The sequence below is a fragment of the Bacillus sonorensis NBRC 101234 = KCTC 13918 genome (assembly GCF_001592005.1).
Taxonomy (GTDB): Bacteria; Bacillota; Bacilli; order Bacillales; family Bacillaceae; genus Bacillus; species Bacillus sonorensis.
Window position 1 is genome coordinate 510,928 of sequence record NZ_BCVZ01000002.1, and the last position, 19,993, is coordinate 530,920.

The 19,993-nt window shown below is 48.6% G+C and carries 16 protein-coding genes and 1 riboswitch; of the genes, 6 read left to right on the forward strand and 10 right to left on the reverse strand.

The features are described 5' to 3' along the window. The first annotated feature begins 157 nt into the window (after positions 1–157). Entirely contained in the window at positions 158–1,138 is a 981-nt protein-coding gene (gene guaC, locus BTR1S_RS05305; RefSeq protein WP_029418675.1) for a GMP reductase, read from the forward strand. Positions 1,139–1,202: 64 nt separating this feature from the next. Here guaC and BTR1S_RS05310 read toward each other — a convergent pair whose 3' ends face one another. Together BTR1S_RS05310 and BTR1S_RS05315 are read right to left on the reverse strand one after the other, a co-directional pair. Further along, positions 1,203–1,655 (reverse strand): BsuPI-related putative proteinase inhibitor, encoded by a 453-nt coding sequence (locus BTR1S_RS05310; RefSeq protein ID WP_029418676.1) that lies wholly within the window; start codon positions 1,653–1,655, stop codon positions 1,203–1,205. 13 nt (positions 1,656–1,668) lie between these two features. Further along, on the reverse strand, positions 1,669–2,511 hold the full coding sequence (locus BTR1S_RS05315; protein ID WP_006636797.1) for a YitT family protein: 843 nt from the start codon (positions 2,509–2,511) through the stop codon (positions 1,669–1,671). A 185-nt stretch (positions 2,512–2,696) separates the two neighbouring features. Here BTR1S_RS05315 and BTR1S_RS05320 point away from each other — a divergent pair, with 185 nt between their 5' ends. Continuing rightward, on the forward strand, positions 2,697–3,557 hold the full coding sequence (locus BTR1S_RS05320) for a DegV family protein (protein WP_029418677.1): 861 nt from the start codon (positions 2,697–2,699) through the stop codon (positions 3,555–3,557). A 94-nt stretch (positions 3,558–3,651) separates the two neighbouring features. Here the strand turns inward: BTR1S_RS05320 and BTR1S_RS05325 are convergent, their stop codons facing one another. Beyond that, complete coding sequence (locus BTR1S_RS05325) at positions 3,652–3,861, reverse strand: spore germination protein (RefSeq protein ID WP_006636795.1); 210 nt, start codon at positions 3,859–3,861, stop codon at positions 3,652–3,654. 149 nt (positions 3,862–4,010) lie between these two features. On the opposite strand from BTR1S_RS05325, the gene BTR1S_RS22410 reads away from it, so the two are divergent. Next, on the forward strand, positions 4,011–4,136 hold the full coding sequence (locus BTR1S_RS22410) for a DUF3941 domain-containing protein (protein ID WP_155910104.1): 126 nt from the start codon (positions 4,011–4,013) through the stop codon (positions 4,134–4,136). 39 nt (positions 4,137–4,175) lie between these two features. Here the strand turns inward: BTR1S_RS22410 and BTR1S_RS05330 are convergent, their stop codons facing one another. Continuing rightward, positions 4,176–5,024: a CvfB family protein gene (locus tag BTR1S_RS05330; protein WP_006636793.1), complete on the reverse strand. Its 849-nt coding sequence runs from the start codon at positions 5,022–5,024 to the stop codon at positions 4,176–4,178. A 152-nt stretch (positions 5,025–5,176) separates the two neighbouring features. Between BTR1S_RS05330 and BTR1S_RS05335 the strand changes: the two genes are divergently transcribed. From BTR1S_RS05335 to metH, 3 genes are all read left to right on the forward strand, one after another. Beyond that, positions 5,177–5,668 carry a YajQ family cyclic di-GMP-binding protein gene (locus BTR1S_RS05335; protein WP_029418678.1) on the forward strand — a complete coding sequence of 164 codons (492 nt, stop codon included), beginning with the start codon at positions 5,177–5,179 and terminating at the stop codon, positions 5,666–5,668. A gap of 82 nt (positions 5,669–5,750) precedes the next feature. Then, a riboswitch (SAM riboswitch) is annotated at positions 5,751–5,862 on the forward strand. 77 nt (positions 5,863–5,939) lie between these two features. Beyond that, positions 5,940–7,778, forward strand: coding sequence for a bifunctional homocysteine S-methyltransferase/methylenetetrahydrofolate reductase (locus BTR1S_RS05340; RefSeq protein ID WP_006636791.1), 1,839 nt, complete (start codon positions 5,940–5,942; stop codon positions 7,776–7,778). Next, a complete protein-coding gene (metH, locus tag BTR1S_RS05345; protein ID WP_006636790.1) occupies positions 7,762–11,178 on the forward strand; it encodes a methionine synthase in 3,417 nt (1,138 codons plus the stop codon). Before BTR1S_RS05340 ends, metH begins: the two co-directional genes overlap by 17 nt. A 345-nt stretch (positions 11,179–11,523) precedes the next feature. Here metH and BTR1S_RS05350 read toward each other — a convergent pair whose 3' ends face one another. The 6 genes from BTR1S_RS05350 to BTR1S_RS05375 are packed head-to-tail and all read right to left on the reverse strand — an operon-like array spanning position 11,524 to position 19,824. Continuing rightward, positions 11,524–13,338, reverse strand: coding sequence for an IucA/IucC family protein (locus BTR1S_RS05350; protein WP_029418679.1), 1,815 nt, complete (start codon positions 13,336–13,338; stop codon positions 11,524–11,526). A gap of 16 nt (positions 13,339–13,354) precedes the next feature. Next, positions 13,355–14,695: a lysine N(6)-hydroxylase/L-ornithine N(5)-oxygenase family protein gene (locus tag BTR1S_RS05355; protein ID WP_029418680.1), complete on the reverse strand. Its 1,341-nt coding sequence runs from the start codon at positions 14,693–14,695 to the stop codon at positions 13,355–13,357. Beyond that, positions 14,670–15,224: a GNAT family N-acetyltransferase gene (locus BTR1S_RS05360; protein WP_006636787.1), complete on the reverse strand. Its 555-nt coding sequence runs from the start codon at positions 15,222–15,224 to the stop codon at positions 14,670–14,672. Before BTR1S_RS05360 ends, BTR1S_RS05355 begins: the two co-directional genes overlap by 26 nt. Further along, on the reverse strand, positions 15,217–16,986 hold the full coding sequence (locus BTR1S_RS05365; RefSeq protein WP_029418681.1) for an IucA/IucC family protein: 1,770 nt from the start codon (positions 16,984–16,986) through the stop codon (positions 15,217–15,219). Before BTR1S_RS05365 ends, BTR1S_RS05360 begins: the two co-directional genes overlap by 8 nt. Further along, positions 16,983–18,494 (reverse strand): pyridoxal phosphate-dependent decarboxylase family protein, encoded by a 1,512-nt coding sequence (locus BTR1S_RS05370; protein WP_029418682.1) that lies wholly within the window; start codon positions 18,492–18,494, stop codon positions 16,983–16,985. Before BTR1S_RS05370 ends, BTR1S_RS05365 begins: the two co-directional genes overlap by 4 nt. Further along, positions 18,478–19,824, reverse strand: a complete 1,347-nt coding sequence (locus BTR1S_RS05375) for an aspartate aminotransferase family protein (protein ID WP_029418683.1) — start codon at positions 19,822–19,824, stop codon at positions 18,478–18,480. The genes BTR1S_RS05370 and BTR1S_RS05375 overlap by 17 nt, the downstream gene beginning before the upstream one ends. Between the last annotated feature and the right edge of the window lie 169 nt (positions 19,825–19,993).

Consider the following 19,993-nt stretch of genomic DNA (forward strand, 5'->3'; position numbering starts at 1 on the left):
GCTCCTTTTTTGATGACCCGATCTTCAAACTTCCACGCCATTATTTTCCCCATCCGGCATAAAAACGTTTGACATCGGAAACAAAAGAGGTTACATTATTAAAGGCGAACATTATGTATTATTTATAAATTAATATTCGTTTTTAGGGGTGAATACTATGGATAACGTATTTGATTATGAAGATATTCAATTAATTCCTGCAAAATGCATCGTCAGCAGCCGGTCTGAATGCGATACATCGGTTCAGCTTGGCGGACGGAGATTTAAACTGCCTGTAGTGCCTGCCAACATGCAGACGATTATAGATGAAAAACTGGCGATTTGGCTTGCTGAAAACGGTTACTTTTATGTAATGCACCGTTTCGAGCCTGAAAAACGGTTTGAGTTTATACAAGATATGAAATCCCGCGGGTTATTTTCTTCCATAAGCGTCGGGGTCAAGGATGAGGAATATGAGTTTATAAAGCGGCTAGCAGAGGAACATGCGGCGCCTGAATACATCACGATTGACATCGCCCACGGACATTCAAACGCTGTTATCACGATGATTCAGCATATCAAAGCACATTTGCCTGAGAGCTTTGTCATCGCCGGAAACGTAGGAACGCCGGAGGCGGTAAGAGAGCTGGAAAACGCCGGAGCAGATGCTACGAAAGTCGGCATCGGACCGGGGAAAGTATGCATCACCAAAATCAAAACGGGATTTGGAACAGGCGGATGGCAATTGGCCGCGCTGCGCTGGTGCGCCAAAGCGGCAAGCAAGCCGATTTTCGCCGACGGCGGCATCCGCACTCATGGAGACATTGCCAAATCGATCAGATTCGGCGCCACAATGGTGATGATCGGTTCATTATTCGCCGGGCACGAAGAGTCGCCCGGGGCAACAATTGAAAAAGACGGAAAGCTTTACAAAGAGTACTTTGGTTCAGCCTCAGAGTATCAAAAAGGGGAAAGAAAGAATGTCGAAGGCAAGAAAATGCATGTCGAGCATAAAGGCTCGATCAAGGATACGCTGACAGAAATGGAGCAGGATCTTCAATCCTCTATTTCTTATGCGGGAGGAAACAAACTCGATGCGATCCGTAATGTCGACTATGTGATCGTCAAGAACTCCATTTTCAACGGAGACAAGTATTAACAAATATTCAGAGGCATCCGTCGCCGGATGCCTCTGTTGTTTTATACATTCGATGAGGCGCTTCTTATTTCACTTCAAACGTTTTGCCCGCCCTCAGCACACCAAGCTGTTCCGTTCTTCCCAAAAATGTGACATTCACATCATATGCACCCGGCTCAGGCACTTCCTTCCAGACATCTGTAAAATCGTATGTCTCTTTTGGCTGTAAGGTCATCTTTTGAAAAGCCTGTGTAAACATTTTTCCTTTTGAATAGCGGTATCTTTCATTTCCTTCCTTGTCGCTTACGATCAGCTCAAACTTCTGTCCGCTGCTGAATTCAAACTCAACCGCTTCATCCGAATGGTTCACAACTGACATGTTAAATTCGATTTCATCCTGTTTTTGCACCGGCTCAACCGTCAACACAACACTTCCGTTATTCATTTCCCCTGATACCTCCTTAACAGGTCCGCTCTCCCGGTTTTGTCCGCATCCTCCAATAAACAGCAAAAGCACGATCACTAAAGCAAGCCTCATTGATTCACCCTTTCTAGTCTTTACGGAAAAACCCTAAAACCGCGGTTGTTTGCACAACATTTGTGAAAGCCTTTGGATCCACTTCTTTAATAATTTTTTCTAAATCGTATAACTCATACCTTGTGATGACGATAATCATCATCTCTTTTTGTTCATTCGTAAAAGCGCCTTTGGCCGGAACGGTCGTAATGCCGCGGACCATTTTGCCGTAAATGGCTTCCTTTATCTCCTCCGCTTTCTTTGTGACAATCATGACGGTGAGTTTGGCGTGGCGGGTGTGAATCGCATCAATCACCCTCGTGGTCACATAAAGTGTAACGAGCGTATATAATGCTTTCTCCCAACCATTCAATAATCCTGCTGTCAAAATGATGGCTCCGTTTAAAATAAAGAAATAGGTCCCGACCGGTTTATCCTTCCATTTCGCAAGGATCATCGCGATAATGTCAAGACCTCCTGTGGAGGCTCCGTATTTCAGCGTCAGGCCGATCCCGACCGCAGAAATCACCCCGCCGAAAACAGCGTTCAGCAAAATATCGTTTGACAGGCTCAGTTCAGGGAGCATTCCGAGAAAAACGGTCGTCAGCGCAACGCTTAACACGCTGTAAACCGTAAATGAACGCCCGACCTTCAGCCACCCCAAAATGCCGACTGGGATATTTAAGATAAAGAGCAGCGTTCCCGTTGAAAAGTAAATGGGGCTGTACTGGTCAAGCGCGCTTGATAAAAGCTGCGCAACACCAGTAAAACCGCTTGCGTAGACATCGGCAGGGATTAAAAATAAATTTAAGCCGATGGCATTTAATAAGGCGCCTATGATGACAATGAACAGTTTTTTTGCTTCCGCTATTACCATATTGAGTTCCTCCGCTTATTCTATATATTTGGTTTACCCTAAAAACCATATTTTGAAAACGCCATAGCAAAATTATATGATATAGTTGATCAAAAGACGAAGCGAATTTTCCGCCGGATTATATGCAAGTGGCGGCGAGCGCCGTTCTTCTGATCTTGAACATTTTGATGAAAGAAGGGGTTTACATGACCGTTCATTTGATAGCCGACAGTGCGGCCGATCTGCCTAGATCTTTTTATGATGAGAATCGCATCTCCTTTATTCCTTTGCGGGTGCTTCTTGACGAAAAGGAGTATGACGACCTGCTGACGATTCAGCCCGCAGAAGTCTATGAAGCGATGCGCCGAGGGAAAGCGCCCAAAACCTCCCAGCCGTCTTTGCAGCTTTTGACAGACATGTTCAGCCGGCTTGCAAAAGAAGGAAATCCCGCTTTATATATCGCCTTTTCTTCTCAGCTTTCCGGCACATATCAGACAGCCGTGATGGCGGCAAACGAGGTTAAGGAGGAGTTTCCTCACTTTGACCTGCGGGTCGTTGATTCAAAATGCGCTTCATTAGGCTACGGCCTTGCCGTCAAGCACGCGCTGGAACTTGCTGCTAACGGCAATACAATACAAGAAATCGAAATGTCTGTAAAGGAGTTTTGCGACCATCTCGAACATATTTTCACAGTCGACGATTTGACTTATTTGGCAAGAGGCGGCAGAATCAGCAAAGCATCCGCTTTTGTCGGAGGACTTTTGAATATCAAACCGCTTTTGCATGTCGAAGATGGAAAGCTTGTCCCCCTCGAGAAAATCAGGGGCAGAAAAAAGCTCCTGAAACGGATGATTGAACTGATGAAAGAAAGAGGCCGGGATTTAAGCAGCCAGACGATCGGCATCAGCCACGGTGATGATGAAGAATCGGCAAGCGAAATCAAGCGCCTCATCGAAGCCGAATTTCATCCGAAAGACATCGTTGTCAACATGATCGGCTCTGTCATCGGCGCACATGCCGGTCCGGGCACATTGGCAGTCTTTTTCTCCGGAAAAGAAAAAAGATGATCTTTTCGGCTTGAACCGGCCGCAGAAGCCGTTTGATTCTCATGCAGGCTGATGGCTCCCTGTCTTTGACAAGGAGCCGTCGATTTTTAATGCCTTACGGAAGAATTTGCCCGTCAGAAACGTCATCATCCATAACATTCGTATCTGTTATTCCCGTGTCCGCAAACGTAATTCCTGTATTCGATCCGCCTGACCCTTCAACCGTTTTTGACGTCATGATCGGATTGATCCTGTACGCCCCGCCAAAATTGACGACCCCGCCGTCTGACACTTGATGAATATAGATCGAGCAGCAATGTTTCATACCATTTCTCCTTTTCATATAATATGTATTTTATGCCGTTTTTTTTAGAAGGTATAAACTTCCCGGCAAAAACGATATAAAAAGCAGAGCACATAGTTTCAGGCCCTGTGAGCAATCTATACGTGAAGCATGTTTGGGAGGTGCTATACGTGACGAAAGACGATGATAAAAAACCGGTGGACAACAACGCCGTCAACCATCAAAAAAACCTGCTCGCTGAAAAGAACAGGCAGGCTGGAAAGCATCAGGACTCCAAAAAACCCCATCATTTATAAAAAAACAGGCGGCGTTTCTTTTAAACGCCGCCTCCCTCACTATTTTTTTTCGTATGTCCAGCCGTCTTCCTGATAGATCTTTCCCTGCTTCATCAGGTGGCCGAGCGCTCTTTTAAACGCCGCCTTGCTCATGTTAAACCGCGCTTTAAGGTCCTCCGGGTCGCTTTTATCCCAATATGGCATCGCCCCGTTTCTCGATCTCAAATACGTCAGGATCTCCTCGGCGTCAACCGGCATGGCGTCCTGCTTTCTCGGCAGGAGCGACAAATTGACAGAGCCGTCCTCCTTTACCTTGATGACTCTGGCCGTCAGCTTTTCTCCAAGGCGCGGCTCCCTTTTTCTTTCAGAGGAGTGGATGAAGCCCCTGATCCCGCTGTCGGAAATCATAAAAGAGCCTGAAGCGATCAGACGGTAGACCGTTCCGGACAGCTCTTTATTCATCAAGTCGGGTGAAGCATCCGTAAACAGCTCGGTCATTTTATCTTCAGGAGCCGGCTTGGCAAACATTCTTCCATGGCTCGTGATTTTCAGCATGCAATAAAGCCTGTCCCCTTTTTTCGGCCAGACAGATTCGTAGGGCGGAAGATGTTCAGTTGCAACCAATGCATCCTTCGTGAGTCCGACATCGACGAAAACGCCCATGTCATCGACCGCATCGACGACTTCCACCCAGCCGTAATGATCAGCGCTGATCAGCGGCTTTCTCATCGTAGCCGCCAGGCGTCCTTCATGATCGATAGATATGAAGACATCGACCTCTTCTTTTTCTTCAATATCCTCGGTTATCTCACTGTTGTGAAGAAGGATGACTGTTTCTCCATCCGTCAAAAAGTATCCGTAGTCTGCTTTATGATCTATTTTCAATGTTAATTGCTGCCCTGGTTTCATACTTCTTCTTCCTTTCTTATCCGCCTGTTTCAGTATTCCTCCAATGTTTAAATTATTGCCAGATCACGGCCAGGCAAAACCGCTCATATTGGAAGTTTCACCTTATTCTACTATAATTGATTCATAAGTAAAATGGATGGAGGTTTTTTCACATGGCTAAAGAAAGCTCATTTGACATCGTGTCAAAGGTAGAACTGCCCGAAGTTCAAAACGCAATCCAAACCGCTTTGAAAGAAATCGGCACACGCTATGATTTCAAAGGTTCGAAAAGCAGCATCACACTCGAAGGGGACGAGCTTGTGCTCGTATCAGACGACGAATTTAAAATGAACCAGCTGAAGGATGTCCTCGTCAGCAAGCTGATCAAACGGAATGTCCCGACGAAAAACATCGAGTATTCCAAGCTGGAAAACGCTTCAGGCGGAACGATCAGACAGCGTGGAAAACTGGTTCAGGGCATCGACAAAGAAAACGCGAAGAAAATCAACACCTTGATCAAAAAATCGGGGCTTAAAGTTAAATCCCAAGTGCAAGATGATCAAATCAGGGTAACCGGAAAAAATAAAGACGATCTCCAGCAAATCATCTCCATGGTGAGGGACGCCGATCTTCCGATTGATGTTCAATTTATAAATTTTCGATAAATTCTTAATTTACTGTTGATTAATCCCCCGATTTTCGGTAAATTGAGTAAAAGCGATCAGATTTCTTTAAAACTGAATACCGTTCTTATCAAGAGAGGCAGAGGGACTGGCCCGATGAAGCCTCAGCAACCGGTGAATGAATGTTCATGACCAAGGTGCTAAATCCAGCAAGCGGACTGCTTGGAAGATAAGAAGAAGGATATGCGTCACTCAAAAGTCTTCTTCTTCAGAAGACTTTTTTATTTATCACTGAATGTCAAGGGGGAGAACAATGAGTTTTTTGGAGGATATAAAACGGAAAACGTTAATAGCCGACGGTGCGATGGGGACGCTGCTTTATTCCTACGGAATCGACCGCTGCTTCGAAGAGCTGAACATCTCAAAGCCGGATGAAGTGAAACGCATTCATGAAGCGTATGTACAGGCAGGTGCGGACATCATCCAAACCAACACGTACGGCGCAAATTATATCAAGCTGTCCAGATACGGCCTTGAAGACGAAACAAAGCAAATCAATGAAAAAGCCGTCCGGCTTGCCCGTTCAGCGGCCGGATCAGCCTATGTTCTTGGAACGCTCGGCGGAATCCGGACGTTTAATAAAAACGCGTATTCGCTCGATGACATCAAAAGAAGCTTCCGCGAACAGCTTTATCTTCTGTTGAATGAACAGCCGGACGGTCTTCTTCTGGAAACCTATTATGATCTGGAAGAAGCGCGGGAAGTATTGAAGATTGCCAGAAAAGAAACAGAACTCCCGATCATCGTGAATGTATCCATGCATGAAGAAGGCGTTCTTCAAGACGGAACCCCTCTCAGCGAGGGACTGAAGCTGCTGGCGGGCCTCGGGGCGGACGTTGTCGGCATCAACTGCCGCCTCGGCCCTTATCACATGATCACAGCGCTCGAAGAGGTTCCTCTGTTGGAGGACGCCTACCTTTCCGTCTATCCGAACAGCAGCCTTCCGTCCCTTGTCGAAGGACGGCTTGTCTATGAAACGGATGATGAATATTTCAGAAACAGCGCGATCGAATTTCGCAATCAGGGCGCGCGTATCATCGGCGGGTGCTGCGGAACGACCCCGAACCACATCAGGGCGATGGCCGAAGCGGTCAAAGACCTTCCGCCGGTCACCGAAAAACAGGTCAAAATCCGGAAGAAAGCGGCAGCGGCCGTACAAAACGCGAGGACGGAGCCCGCTTTAAACGAGCTGGCAAAAGAAAAGCGCTCCATTATCGTCGAGCTGGATCCGCCTAAACAATTAAACTTTGAAAAATTCATACGGGCCGCAAAGGAGCTGCAGTCAGCCGGCATTGACGCCCTCACATTGGCGGACAATTCGCTTGCCACACCGAGAATCAGCAATGTGGCCTGCGGCGCCCTATTAAAGCAGCGGCTTGATATGAGATCGCTCATCCATATTACGTGCAGGGACCGTAACCTGATCGGCCTGCAGTCCCACTTGATGGGCCTTGATACACTCGGGCTTTCGGATGTTTTGGCGATTACCGGGGACCCGTCGAAAATCGGCGATTTCCCCGGAGCGACATCGGTCTACGACTTGACGTCATTCGACTTGATCAGCCTCATCAAACAATTTAATGAAGGCTTGTCCTATTCGGGAAAGCCGCTCGGCAAAAAAACGAATTTCTCTGTGGCGGCCGCCTTTAATCCGAACGTCAGACACATCGACAAAGCGGTCAAACGGATCGAGAAAAAAATCGCCTGCGGCGCAGACTATTTTATTTCCCAGCCCGTCTATTCCGAAGAACAGCTCATCAAAATCCGTGAGGAAACAAAGCACCTCAAAACGCCGATCTACATCGGGATCATGCCGCTCACAAGCAGCCGGAATGCGGAATTTATCCACAACGAAATTCCCGGGATTAAGCTGTCTGATGCGATTCGCGAAAAAATGGCGCTCGCAGGTGATGATAAACAAAAGCAGGCTGAGGAAGGGCTCGCCATCGCCCGTTCGCTGCTAGATGCCGCATGCGATTTGTTCAACGGCATTTATTTGATCACACCGTTTTTGCGTTCTGATTTGACCGCCGAGCTTACAGCATATATCCATCAGAAAGAAAAGGAGACGACTAATGTCTATCATCAATGACCAGCTGAAGAAAAAAATTCTCGTTCTCGATGGTGCGATGGGAACGATGATCCAAAACGCCAACTTATCGCCCGCTGATTTTGGCGGCGAGATCTATGAGGGATGCAATGAATACTTGAGCATAACGGCTCCGCACGTCATTCAGGGAATTCATGAGGCCTACCTGGCCGCAAAAGCCGACATCATCGAGACGAATACATTCGGGGCCACAAGGCTCGTACTTGACGAGTATAACCTCGGGCATCTCGCCTTTGAATTGAACATGGCATCGGTCAAGCTCGCAAAAGCGGCCGCTGAAAAATTTTCAACACCTGAGTGGCCAAGATTTGTCGCAGGTGCAATGGGGCCGACGACGAAAACCCTTTCCGTTACCGGGGGAACGACGTTTGATGAGCTGACCGCAAATTATGAAGAGCAAGCGAGAGCATTGATCATCGGGGGAGCCGACCTTCTCCTCCTTGAAACAAGCCAGGACATGCTGAACGTAAAAGCAGGCTTCATCGGCATCAAGCAAGCGTTTGAAAAGACGGGCAAACCCCTCCCCCTTATGATATCAGGAACAATAGAGCCGATGGGCACAACGCTCGCCGGACAGGATATCGAATCATTTTACATCTCCCTTGAGCATATGCGGCCGATCAGCGTCGGTCTAAATTGCGCGACAGGGCCCGAATTTATGACAGACCATATCCGCAGCTTGTCCGCTCTTGCCCGGACGGCGGTCAGCTGTTATCCGAACGCAGGGCTTCCAGATGAAGAAGGGCAATATCATGAATCACCGCAGTCGCTGGCGAAAAAAATCAGGGCCTTTGCAGAGGAAGGCTGGCTGAACGTTGTCGGCGGCTGCTGCGGAACGACGCCGGCCCATATTGAAGCTCTGGCTGATGAAGTGGCTTCGCTCCCTCCGCGTCCCGTTCCGGACGGACCAAAACCGCATACCGTCTCAGGAATTGACGGCTTGATTTATGAAGAAGCGATGCGCCCCCTTTTCGTCGGAGAACGGACGAATGTCATCGGTTCGCGAAAATTCAAGCGTCTCATCGCCGATCAGAAATTTGAAGAAGCCGCAGAAATCGCCAGAGCCCAAGTGAAAAGCGGCGCTCATGTCATCGACATCTGCCTCGCTGATCCCGACCGCGATGAAGCGGAAGATATGGAAGGGTTTTTAAAAGAAGCGATGAAAAAAGTGAAGGCCCCTTTTGTCATCGATTCGACGGACAAAACAGTAATCGAAAAGGCGCTTAAATATTCGCAAGGTAAAGCGATCATCAACTCGATCAACCTGGAAGACGGCGAAGAACGTTTTGCCGACATCCTCCCGCTCGTCAAGCGGTTCGGCGGTGCGCTGGTCGTCGGGACGATCGATGAAAAAGGGATGGCCGTTACGGCGGAAAAGAAACTCGCCGTCGCCGTACGTTCATATGAGCTGCTTACTAAAAAATACGGTATTCCGGCGTCAGATATTATTTTCGATCCGCTCGTCTTCCCGGTCGGTACGGGTGATGAACAATATATCGGTTCAGCCAAGGAAACGATTGAAGGAATCCGCCTCATTAAAGAAAAGCTGCCGCAATGTTTAACGGTTCTTGGAGTAAGCAATGTGTCATTCGGCCTCCCTCCCGTCGGCAGGGAAATGTTAAATGCTGTTTTTTTATATCATGCCACACAAGCCGGGCTCGATTATGCCATCGTCAATACGGAAAAGCTTGAACGGTTCGCTTCCATTCCGAAGGAGGAAGTCGAAATGGCCGAAAAGCTGCTGTTTCATACAGATGACAAAACACTCGCGGCATTCACGGCATTTTATAGGGGAAAGAAAAAAGCGGACAAGCAGCCGAAGACATCGCTTTCTCTTGATGAACGTCTCGCCGGTTATGTAATCGAAGGCACGAAGGAAGGGCTGATCCCCGATCTTGAGGAAGCTTTAAAAAAATACGACACGCCTCTGGATGTGATCAACGGTCCGCTGATGGAGGGCATGGCTGAGGTCGGACGGCTGTTCAACAACAATGAACTGATCGTCGCCGAAGTGCTGCAGTCGGCTGAAGTCATGAAAGCCGCCGTCTCCTTTCTCGAACAATATATGGAGAAAAAGGATGACAGCGGCAAAGGCAAAATTATTTTAGCGACGGTTAAAGGTGATGTCCATGATATCGGCAAAAACCTGGTCGACATTATTTTAAGCAACAACGGCTATAAAGTCGTCGATCTCGGGATCAAAGTGACGCCGCAGGAGCTTATCGAAGCGATCCGCAAAGAGAATCCGGATATTATCGGTTTGTCGGGTCTGCTCGTCAAATCTGCACAGCAGATGGTCGTCACCGCACAGGATCTTGATAAAGCCGATATTTCCGTACCGATTATGGTCGGCGGCGCCGCTCTTTCAAGAAAATTTACAAACATGAAAATATCGCCGGAATATAAAGGGCCGGTTTTATACGCAAAGGACGCCATGGAGGGCTTGTCGCTCGCCAATCAGCTGAGAGCCGATCCGTCGCAGTTTCTCGAGAAAAAAGAACAGGCTGCACCCGCCGCCGTCGCAGAAAAAAAACCGTCGTCAGCCGTTATTGAAATGCTTGAAAAACGGGCCCGCATCCCGAAGGCGCCGGTCTATCAGCCGGAAGACTTGAAACGGCACTATTTGAAAAACATAGATCTTTCGTATATCGTGCCGTATGTAAATGAGCAAATGCTGCTCGGCCATCATCTCGGTTTAAAAGGTAAAGTGAAAAAGCTGTTGGCTGAAAAGCATCCGAAAGCGCTCGAATTGAAAGAATTAATCGATCAATTGCTCAATGAAGGAAAGGAGCACGGCTGGTTCGATCCTGCGGTCGTCTATCAATTTTTCCCGGCGTATAGCGAAGGCGACGCGCTGCATATCCTTGATCCAGATCATCATGGCACAATACTCGAAACGTTTGTTTTTCCAAGGCAGGAAAAGCTCCCGTTCCGCTGTATTTCCGATTACATCCGCCCGAAAGGCGAAATTGACTATGTATCGTTTTTTGCGGTTACCGCGGGCAGACATGTGAGAGACATCGCGAACCGTTTTAAAGCGGAAGGCGACTACTTAAAAAGCCATGCGGTGCAGGCGCTCGCCCTTGAACTGGCCGAAGGGCTCGCCGAAAGGACGCATCAAATCATCCGCGACCGCTGGGGCTTTCCTGATGCGCCGGACTTCACAATGGAGCAGCGTTTTCAGGCGAAGTACCAGGGACAGCGCTATTCCTTCGGATATCCGGCCTGTCCGAACCTCGAGGATCAGGAAAAACTGTTCAGGCTCATTCAGCCTGAAGGAATCGGTGTTCACCTGACAGAAGGGTTTATGATGGAGCCTGAAGCCTCCGTATCTGCGATCGTCGTCTCACACCCTGAGGCCAGATATTTTAATGTGCATTGACCGCAAAGAGCCTCATATGATCGTATAAGAAATCACGGCCCATTTCGGAAAATTTTCAGACGGGGCACGAATGAGCACCGCTTCTTTTTATCGAGCGGTCCCGCCCTGATCTCGAGGGCATCCTGCAATATCAGCTGAGGGGAGCTTGAAAGCTTCCGCAGGCAAAAACGATAATCCGCCGTGCGGAGGAGCGTCTCCGTCAAAAAGGCGCCGATGTTTTATGGTGTAATTGGTAAATTACTATTATATTAGGCTGGAAAGGATTTACGAGATTCCCCCCATCCATTGCTGTACAACTATAAAAAACGTCCCGCCAAAGGCGGGACATGAGAAGCCGGAAAAGCGTCAAAGCTTTGCGGCTTCTTTTTTAAATTGGGCAAGCGCATTTGCCACCTTTCCGAATTCGGACGCATGCGGACGGTCATCTCCGTCCTTGTAGCCATAGTCAACCATCCGGTTCCGGTTGAGGCACAGCTTGGTCAGCTCAGGTTTAAACAAATCAAACAGCTCGAAACGCTCCTGCAGCTCAGGGAATTGCCGTTGATAGTCCAAAATCGCGTCAGCGAGCGCTTTCCAGAGATGCTTTTCAGAAAGCAGATCATAGTTTTCCAAAATGTTTGCGACATACCGCAAGTGGCAAATGAATAGTCCGGTAAAGATGAATTGCACGAGTCCTTCCGGCGGCTCGCTTCTGAGAACCGCTTTTAAATCCTCCGTCAAATCGTTCAGCTCTGGAAGGGGCTGGTCGCTGATATTGACATCATCAACAAAATCTTTAATCGCCAGCCTGTGTGGTCTATGGTCTTTTAAAACAAGAATCGTATTTTGGCCGTGCGGGGAAAATACGGTTCCATACCGGTACATAAAGTGGAGCAATGGCGGCAGCACAGTTTTAAAGAGCAGCCTGATCCATTCTTCAGCCGGCAGCCCCGATTTTTCAATCAGACGTTTGATAAAAGGGACGCCATTTTGATCGACATATGTTAATGAAGCAAGCGTCACCGGATGCTCACCGTCTTCCAGATACGTATAAATGCTTTCTCTAAAGATGACGCCGAGCATTTCCAAATATTGATATGGCGCTTTTTCAAGAGATTGATAGTATGGATGGTTCACATTGATGCTGGCGTTTTCCCCCGGCAGAATCACCCGGCACGTCTCTTTTAAAAATACGTCGTTTTCGGCGATCCCTTTAATATGCTCCGTGATGTTCGGCGCAATCACCGTCCGTTCTGAAGGCAGGCCCCGGTAGACAAGCGTGTTTAATATGCTCATCGGCAATTTGATATGATGCTTGTGTTTATTTGTGATGTTCGTAAAGGTTCTGATCGACTGCTGCGGCAAATATTGATCCTTTCCCTCTCCCAGGGGAATGATGGTTCCTGAGGCGATCTCTTCGGGAAATTGCTGAATGATCGTGTTGGTCCACTGCCATTCATGGACAGGCATCAAATAGTAATCTTTCTGATTCGCCCCCTGTTTCTCCAGCATTCTGGCAAACTGCTTCAATGTCAGCTCATCAAGCTCTTGATTGATCAATGCTTCATATTCCAGCCCTTCAACCGAGTGGAATGTTGCCGCTTCTTTATGAACGGCGATCCACAAGAGCCGCTCGGCTCTCTGTTGTTCAGGGGCAAACCGGAGATAGTCATCATAGCCAAAGCCGATCCTCCCCTTGTTGTAGACGATCCACGGATGGCCCGTCATTTCTCCTTCGATCATCGCATAATCAGCTTCTGTCAGCTCATCTGCCGTGAGTGCATCTTTTGCCAGCAAGTGGACGTCGGCAAGCAAGGTGTGATTAAACTCTTTGATTAAATGACCCGCTGTTTCCGGGCTCATCGGAATATGCGGCTGAATGTCGAGAAGAAACTCAATCGCGCTCACATGTTTCGTCCATTGCCCGTCTTTTAGCACTTCGATTGTCTCCGGCACCGTATCAAAGCTGTCAAACAGGCGCGGCTTCGCCGAAAATCGGTATGCTTTATGCTCCGACGTCTCCAGCTCATAATGGGAAATGCCGTTTTCCTTCCCAATCAATACCGGCTGGATGATATCCTCATACATATATTCGGAAAGCATTTTCGCCAGCAGCCGCTGATTGGCTTTTCTCCATCTGTCTTCATGAAGCACCCGGTTCAATTCGTCTTTAAACAACATGAAAAATGCCTCCTTTTTAGCCGTTTGGCACGGCTGCTTTTTCTTTCACCGCTCCGAATGTCTGAAATACGGTTTTATGGCTGACGGTGTATACTTCCCTTCCGGCAAGCTGATTGATAATGACCGAGTTGCGGTAAGCGCCGAGTCCCAAATCAGGCGCTCCCACTCCGTGTGTATGCAGCTCCCCGTTTTGCACAAAGATGTGGTGGTCCGTTTTCACCGCCGTCTTCAGCCGATAATCGCGCGTGATGACGAAGCGCCCGCTTTCATCCTTTTCAATCAGGCTGTCAACAGGCGCGAGGAATTCCGGCAGCCTTTCTTTATAGCCCGTCGCCAGTATGACTACATCGGCCAGCCGCTGGAACCGTTCTTCATTCACACGATGGGAGCAATGAAGAACGCATGATCCGCGGTCCAGCTCGATATGCTCGACTTCTGTCATGGATTGCAGGTCAAAGGCCGCGTCACGGCCGCCGGCTGTCCGCTCATACAGCAAATGGTATATGTCCGCGATCGTCTTCGCGCTGATTCCTTTATAAAGAAGATCCTGCTGTCTTAGCAGCTCATCTTTTTTCCATTGCGGAAGCTGGTAGAAAAAATCGATATAATCCGGGGAGAAATATTCAAGACCCAGGTTTGAATATTCCATCGGGAAAAAGCCTTTAGAACGGGTCAGCCAGCTGACATGCCGAGCCTCGCCTCCGCCCACAAGATCATAAAACACCTCTGCTGCGCTTTGCCCCGAGCCGATTACGGCAACTCTTTTCCCCTTGAACCCGTCTTGTTTCTTCATTAAATATTCGGAGGAGTGGAATACTTCGCCGCCAAGCGCCTTCCTTAAGGATGCTGGAACGTGCGGTCCGGTGCCGATGCCGAGCGCGATATGCCTGCTGAAATAGATGGATTCACTTCCGTCTTGTTGATCGGCGACCCGGACTTCATATAAAGCGCCTTCTTCTGTTTCAACAAGGGATATGCTTTCAACGTTCATGCCGAAACGGCAGGAATCGAGTTGTTCGGCGACCCATTGGCAGTAATGGTTATATTCCTTTCTCGGAATATGAAAATCTTCCAGAAAATAAAACGAATACAAACGGTGATGCTGCTGAAGATAATTCAAAAAACTGTATTTGCTCGTTACATCCGCCATCGTTACCAAATCGGCCAAAAACGGCACTTGCAGGGTTGTCCCTTCAATCAGCAATCCGGGATGCCAGTTAAAGCTGCTCTTTCGTTCAAAAAACAGCGCATTGATCTCAGGTACGGGATCAGACAGTGCGGCAAGGCCGAGATTAAAAGGCCCGATCCCGACGCCGATGACATCATATATATCATTTTGTTTGCTCTGTGAGTTCATGTCTTTTCTCCTTTTCTAAGAAACGTTTTCGTTCACAAAACATCAATAAGCCGGTTTTATCAGGAAGATTGACGGGTTTGACGGGACGGAAGCCGCACTTTTCAAAGACGTGAATCATTTTTTGATTGCGGATATCCGGTTCTGCGATCACTTTTTCTGTCTCCGGCGTCTCAAATTGCAGCCTCACCATCGCTTGCAATAGCGGCAGGGCCAACCCTTTCCCCAAAAACGATTTTTCCCCGATCAACAGATGCACACCCTGATCGTACGGAGCATTGTCATAATGGTGCTCAATGATGTCTCCTTTGACCCAGTACGATTCCCAATAGCTCATCGGGACGCCGTCGATACAGCCGATGTACAGCGTCTGATGAGGGTCTGTGATCGCTTGATGGAAATGCTTCTCAAATTGTGAAAACGGCATATTTAAATGCCAGAACGGAATAACGTGCTCTTCCTGCATCCAGCGGTACACCAGGGATACGTCTCTCTCATAGTCGGCCTTTCGAAACGTGATTCGTCTATTCATGGACGGCGGCCGCCTCCCTCAGAAGCGGATTTTCCACAGATGTATAGCGGGATTGTGTTTCAAGCGAGCCTGTCAGTTCATCCATGTCATAAAACCGCGTTAAAAGATTAGCCTTGCACGGAAGCGCCGGAAAGCGAAGCAGGCTGTCTGTCAATTCGGTGATGCCGTACTGTTTCTCCGCTTCCAGGAGCCGCTCCCTGATCATGCCGAGCAGCGCTTCTTCACTGATCAGCCCTGCGCAGCCGAAGCCGTTCACAAGTCCGAATAAATGGTTAAAGAAGAAATAGTAGCGCAGCCTTTCAACCGCCACCCCGTCGGAGCAGACCGTTTCGCTTTTTGCGCTCAATCCCCCGACAAGCCCTGAAAGGGTATGCACCTTTGACTCACTGTAGTAATAGCCTTGGTTATCCCTGTAGTAAAACGTCTCCGGATAGCCGTTTTTCAGTTGGACGACGGCGTTTTGCTGATGGGCTTCAACGGCCAGTCCATAGGTTTCAAACAGCCATAAGACAGGCTCAAGCGAGATAGCCAAATACCGGTCAAACCAATCCGCGCTTACCTCTTCTGTCGTCCGCCCTTCTTGCAGCGCCAGGTGTTTAATGATTACTGCAAGCCTTGATTCTTTTCCATACGCGTGGTCTTGGCATAAGCCCGCGACAAGGGACGCGGAACGATGGTCTTCATAAAACGGATTCTCCCTGATCACGACTTCAAATCCAGACTCTCCGCTTTCTCCTTTGATTGTCATGTAGGCCGGATCTTTGATCACACGGAAGCCGGGAAATTGCGCCTTCAGATGTTCGCCAAGCTCCGTATCCAGAAGCCGGGCAATCTCAACACCGCGGTCAAGCTCTTTTTGCTTGTTGACGCGGAGCGAATTCGTAATCTTGATCGGCACAGAGAATTTGTACATAAATCTCGACTGTTTGCTGTATACAGTGCGGACGGAGGATGTCGCCGTAAATGTCCGGCCTTTCGCCCCCAAATATGTAAGCAGCCCTTCTTCGATCAGCTTCTTGACGAACGGCTCATCCAACAGGGCTTTCGCCTGAAGCGGATGTGCGGGAAGAAGCACAAAATCGGGATTCCCCGCCTCATTTTCAAGCCAATCCCTGTCAACGAAAGGATCGTTTCTCAGTTCCTCTTCAATCAAGCGGGGCGCTGTCATGCCGATTGATGAATCATGAAGCACAAGCGAGGCATGGGCTTTAAAATAGTGAAGCTGAAATTCCCCCTTCAATTCCGGAGAAAAGATTTTTTCTTCCTCATGCTTCATTCCCTGTCTGCTTTTTGGAGTCGGATGCATGAGATGGCCCAAAAGAAGCGACTGCTCGGCTTCGATAAAGGTAAAATCGGCTGTGTTCAGCTCTTTCTGGTCATCCGCCCGTTCTTCCACATAGCGGCGGATATTGCGGCAGCTTAAAATCACCCTGAGCATGAATTCATCCTCTGCTCCCCGGTTGTTTTGCTGAAGAAGCAATTCTTTTGAAGCGAGGGAGACGAGTGTAACGTAGTCGAGCGGAAGCTGTTTTCCATCCTGTTTTATTTTGTAATACAGCGGAAAGGAGAAAAGATGCCTCCCCGTTTTCGACCAGTATTTCACCGGAACGATCAGCTCGATTTGCTGGCGTTCAAGCGGTACAATCAGCGTTCTTCCGGTTCCTGTCCGGGTCTCCTCCGTGTTGATTCCGGTTTCCCGCAAATAGCAATTTAAAAAACTTTGCATCGTTGCTTGCTCTGCTATTTCTTTATAAGAACTCATCTGATTACCCTCCTGCTATTCAAATAAAAGCTTGCAAGCTTTTGAATCTCGCAAAGAACCTCTTCAATGTCGGAAAGGGCCGTTCTCGGGTTGAGAAGCGTAAATTTCAAATACGTTTTTCCGCCTGCGGACGTTTTTGCAATGACGGCCCGTCCTGTTTGAAACAGCTCCCGATGAATGTATCTGTTCAACTCGTCATTTTCCCTGTCATCGTCTCCGGCAAGCCGGCGAAAGACGATGGCATTCAGCTCCGGACAAGGATTCAGCAATTCGAATTGGGCGTCTGCCGCGATCTTTCGCGCCGCCGCTTCGGCCAGAGCAAACGTGCCGTCGATCAGCTCGGCAAATGCGTCTTCTCCAAGCACGCGCATTGAGATAAACAGCTTTAAAGCGTCAAAGCGCCTTGTGGTTTGGAGAGATTTATTGACAAGATGAATGATGCCGTCCGCTTCATCTTCTTCAGGATTCAAATAATCGGCATGATGGTCAATAAAACGGAAATTCCGCCCGTCTTTTATGAGAAACGCCCCGCAGCTGACCGGCTGGTAAAACTGTTTGTGAAAGTCAACGCTGATGGAATCGGCCCGTTCGATCCCGGCCAATCGATCACGTCGTGTTTTACTCATGATCAAAGCACCGCCGTATGCCGCGTCCACATGGAGCCACATAGCGCCGGCATCTGCGGCATCAGCCAATTCCTGCAACGGGTCAATGCTTCCAAAATCGGTCGTTCCGCATGTTGCCACAAGCGCAAACGGATAAAGCCCGGATTCGTCCAGCATCTCTGTTTTCTTCTTTAAATCGCGCAGACACATGCGCTTGTTCCCATCCGTTTCGACGAGCACGACGGCGCGCTCTCCCAAACCAAGCTGTGAGGCTGATTTTTTGACGGTAAAGTGGGCATCTTTTGAACAAAGAATCCTGAGGCGGCCCGCTTCAGGAGGCAGCCCGTCTTTTTGCACATCCCAGTTCCATTTCTTTTCGCAAAAAGCGTCGCGCGCAAGCAGAAGCCCCATATGATTTGATTGCGTCCCGCCGCTCGTAAATGTTCCGTCCGCTTCCTTGCCGTAGCGGAATTTCCGGCAGAGCCACTGCACCATTTCCTCTTCAATTAAAGATGCCGCTCCGCTTTGATCAAAGGAATCCATCGACAGGTTCAGCACACTGATCAGCATTTCGGCCACAAGAGCCGGGATCAGAGGCGGACAGTGAAGATGGGCGATGCATGTCGGGTGCTCGACATGGATGCGGTGCGGCAAGAATCCGTTTTTCAGCTCGTCGAGAACATGCTCAAGCGGCTCGCCCGTTTTCTGAAATGAACATAATTCTTTGATATTATGATGTAAATCACGCGGCATGTTTCCGCTGTACGGCTTCGTCTTCCCCTTCCATTCGTCTTCCAAAGCGGCAGCAGCGGCTTGCACCGCTTCCCGATAGGCTTCGATTCCCTGTTCGCCGCCATTCATGAACAGGGAATCAACATGTTTCAGCTTACTTGACAGCTTCATAGACAGCCTCTTTGAAAATCGCTGCAATATCGTCGATTTGCTCTTCCGTCACGATTAAAGGCGGCAAAAAGCGGATGACGCTTCCATGGCGGCCGCCGGTTTCGACGATCAAGCCTTTTTCGAAGCATTTTCTTTGTATGTGAGCCGCAAGCTCCGGATCAGCAGGGAAGCTGCCGTTTTTGCTTTGTTTTTGGAAAGGAGAAACGATTTCAGCACCGATCATTAAGCCGCGGCCTCTGACATCGCCGATCTCCGGAACATCGCGCTGCACGTCCTTTAAATGCTGCATGAGCTTGGCCCCGGCTTTTTCTACATGTAATAAAACGTCATGTTCTTTCACATATTTTAATGTTGCCGTTCCGGCCGCCATTGCCATCTGATTTCCCCTGAATGTGCCGATGTGCGCTCCCGGGCCCCATTGGTCAAGATCCCGGTCATAGATCACGACAGACAGCGGCAGACTTCCGCCGATCGCTTTTGACAGTACAATGACATCCGGTATAATGCCGGCATGTTCAAAGGCAAACATTTTTCCCGTTCTGCCGATTCCGGTCTGCACTTCATCGACAATCAGCGGAATGCCCCGTTCTTTCGTGATTCTCCTCATTTCTTTGATCCATTCCACAGGCGCCGGCACAGATCCCCCTTCACCTTGGACGGCTTCGAAGATCATTCCTGCCGGCTGTAAAATTCCGCTTTCAGGATCATCGAGCATATGTTCAATATACGCGCTCGACAAGCGGTGGGTCTCCTCTCCTCCCGCGCCGAACGGACAGCGGTATTCATAAGGGTAAGGAAGAAAATGGACATCAGGCATCAATCCGTGGACATGTTCTTTCGGAGACAAATTGCCGCTCAGCGCCATCGTTCCGTGGGTTGCTCCGTGATATCCGCCGTGAAACGAGAGAATGCTCCTCTTACCGGTCGCCGTTTTGACAAGCTTGATAGCGGCTTCGATCGCATCTCCTCCCGTTGGACCGCAAAACTGAATTTTCGCCCGCTTGGCAAACGATTCGGGAAGGCTGGCAAACACCTCGCTGATAAATTCCTCTTTTATTTCAGATGTAATATCAAGCGTATGCAGCGGACGCTTTTCATCAATCATTTTCTGTATGGCCTCAATGACAACTGGATGATTATGACCGAGCGCCAGCGTACCCGCACCTGCCAGACAGTCATAATATTGCTTTCCATCCGCATCCTTCACGAAAATGCCTTCCGCCGTTTGCATGGCAAGCGGAAATCTTCTCGGATATGAACGCGCATTCGATTCTCTTTTATTTTGCTGCTCCAAAAACAGTTGATTTTTAGAACTCGTTTGTACAGACATAGAAAGCACTCCTCCAATTGATAAAGATTATCATTTTCATTGACAAAAAAAGTGTATATTTTGTGTCAGAGATATGTCAATAATATTCGGAAAAAAGGGACGTTTATCATATTGAGGCGCCTCTGCCCTCTTCTGCACATCACACATATCCCTAATATGAATCCAAAGT

Bases quoted from the DNA above. Each gene is read 5' to 3' on its own strand.
- BTR1S_RS05365 (WP_029418681.1), bottom strand. From the start codon at position 16,986: ATGAGTTCTTATAAAGAAATAGCAGAGCAAGCAACGATGCAAAGTTTT.
- metH (WP_006636790.1), top strand. From the start codon at position 7,762: ATGTCTATCATCAATGACCAGCTGAAGAAAAAAATTCTCGTTCTCGAT.
- BTR1S_RS05350 (WP_029418679.1), bottom strand. From the start codon at position 13,338: ATGTTGTTTAAAGACGAATTGAACCGGGTGCTTCATGAAGACAGATGG.
- BTR1S_RS05360 (WP_006636787.1), bottom strand. From the start codon at position 15,224: ATGAATAGACGAATCACGTTTCGAAAGGCCGACTATGAGAGAGACGTA.
- guaC (WP_029418675.1), top strand. From the start codon at position 158: ATGGATAACGTATTTGATTATGAAGATATTCAATTAATTCCTGCAAAA.
- BTR1S_RS05340 (WP_006636791.1), top strand. From the start codon at position 5,940: ATGAGTTTTTTGGAGGATATAAAACGGAAAACGTTAATAGCCGACGGT.
- BTR1S_RS05315 (WP_006636797.1), bottom strand. From the start codon at position 2,511: ATGGTAATAGCGGAAGCAAAAAAACTGTTCATTGTCATCATAGGCGCC.
- BTR1S_RS05330 (WP_006636793.1), bottom strand. From the start codon at position 5,024: ATGAAACCAGGGCAGCAATTAACATTGAAAATAGATCATAAAGCAGAC.
- BTR1S_RS05375 (WP_029418683.1), bottom strand. From the start codon at position 19,824: ATGTCTGTACAAACGAGTTCTAAAAATCAACTGTTTTTGGAGCAGCAA.
- BTR1S_RS05355 (WP_029418680.1), bottom strand. From the start codon at position 14,695: ATGAACTCACAGAGCAAACAAAATGATATATATGATGTCATCGGCGTC.
- BTR1S_RS05335 (WP_029418678.1), top strand. From the start codon at position 5,177: ATGGCTAAAGAAAGCTCATTTGACATCGTGTCAAAGGTAGAACTGCCC.
- BTR1S_RS05370 (WP_029418682.1), bottom strand. From the start codon at position 18,494: ATGAAGCTGTCAAGTAAGCTGAAACATGTTGATTCCCTGTTCATGAAT.
- BTR1S_RS05320 (WP_029418677.1), top strand. From the start codon at position 2,697: ATGACCGTTCATTTGATAGCCGACAGTGCGGCCGATCTGCCTAGATCT.
- BTR1S_RS05310 (WP_029418676.1), bottom strand. From the start codon at position 1,655: ATGAGGCTTGCTTTAGTGATCGTGCTTTTGCTGTTTATTGGAGGATGC.
- BTR1S_RS05325 (WP_006636795.1), bottom strand. From the start codon at position 3,861: ATGAAACATTGCTGCTCGATCTATATTCATCAAGTGTCAGACGGCGGG.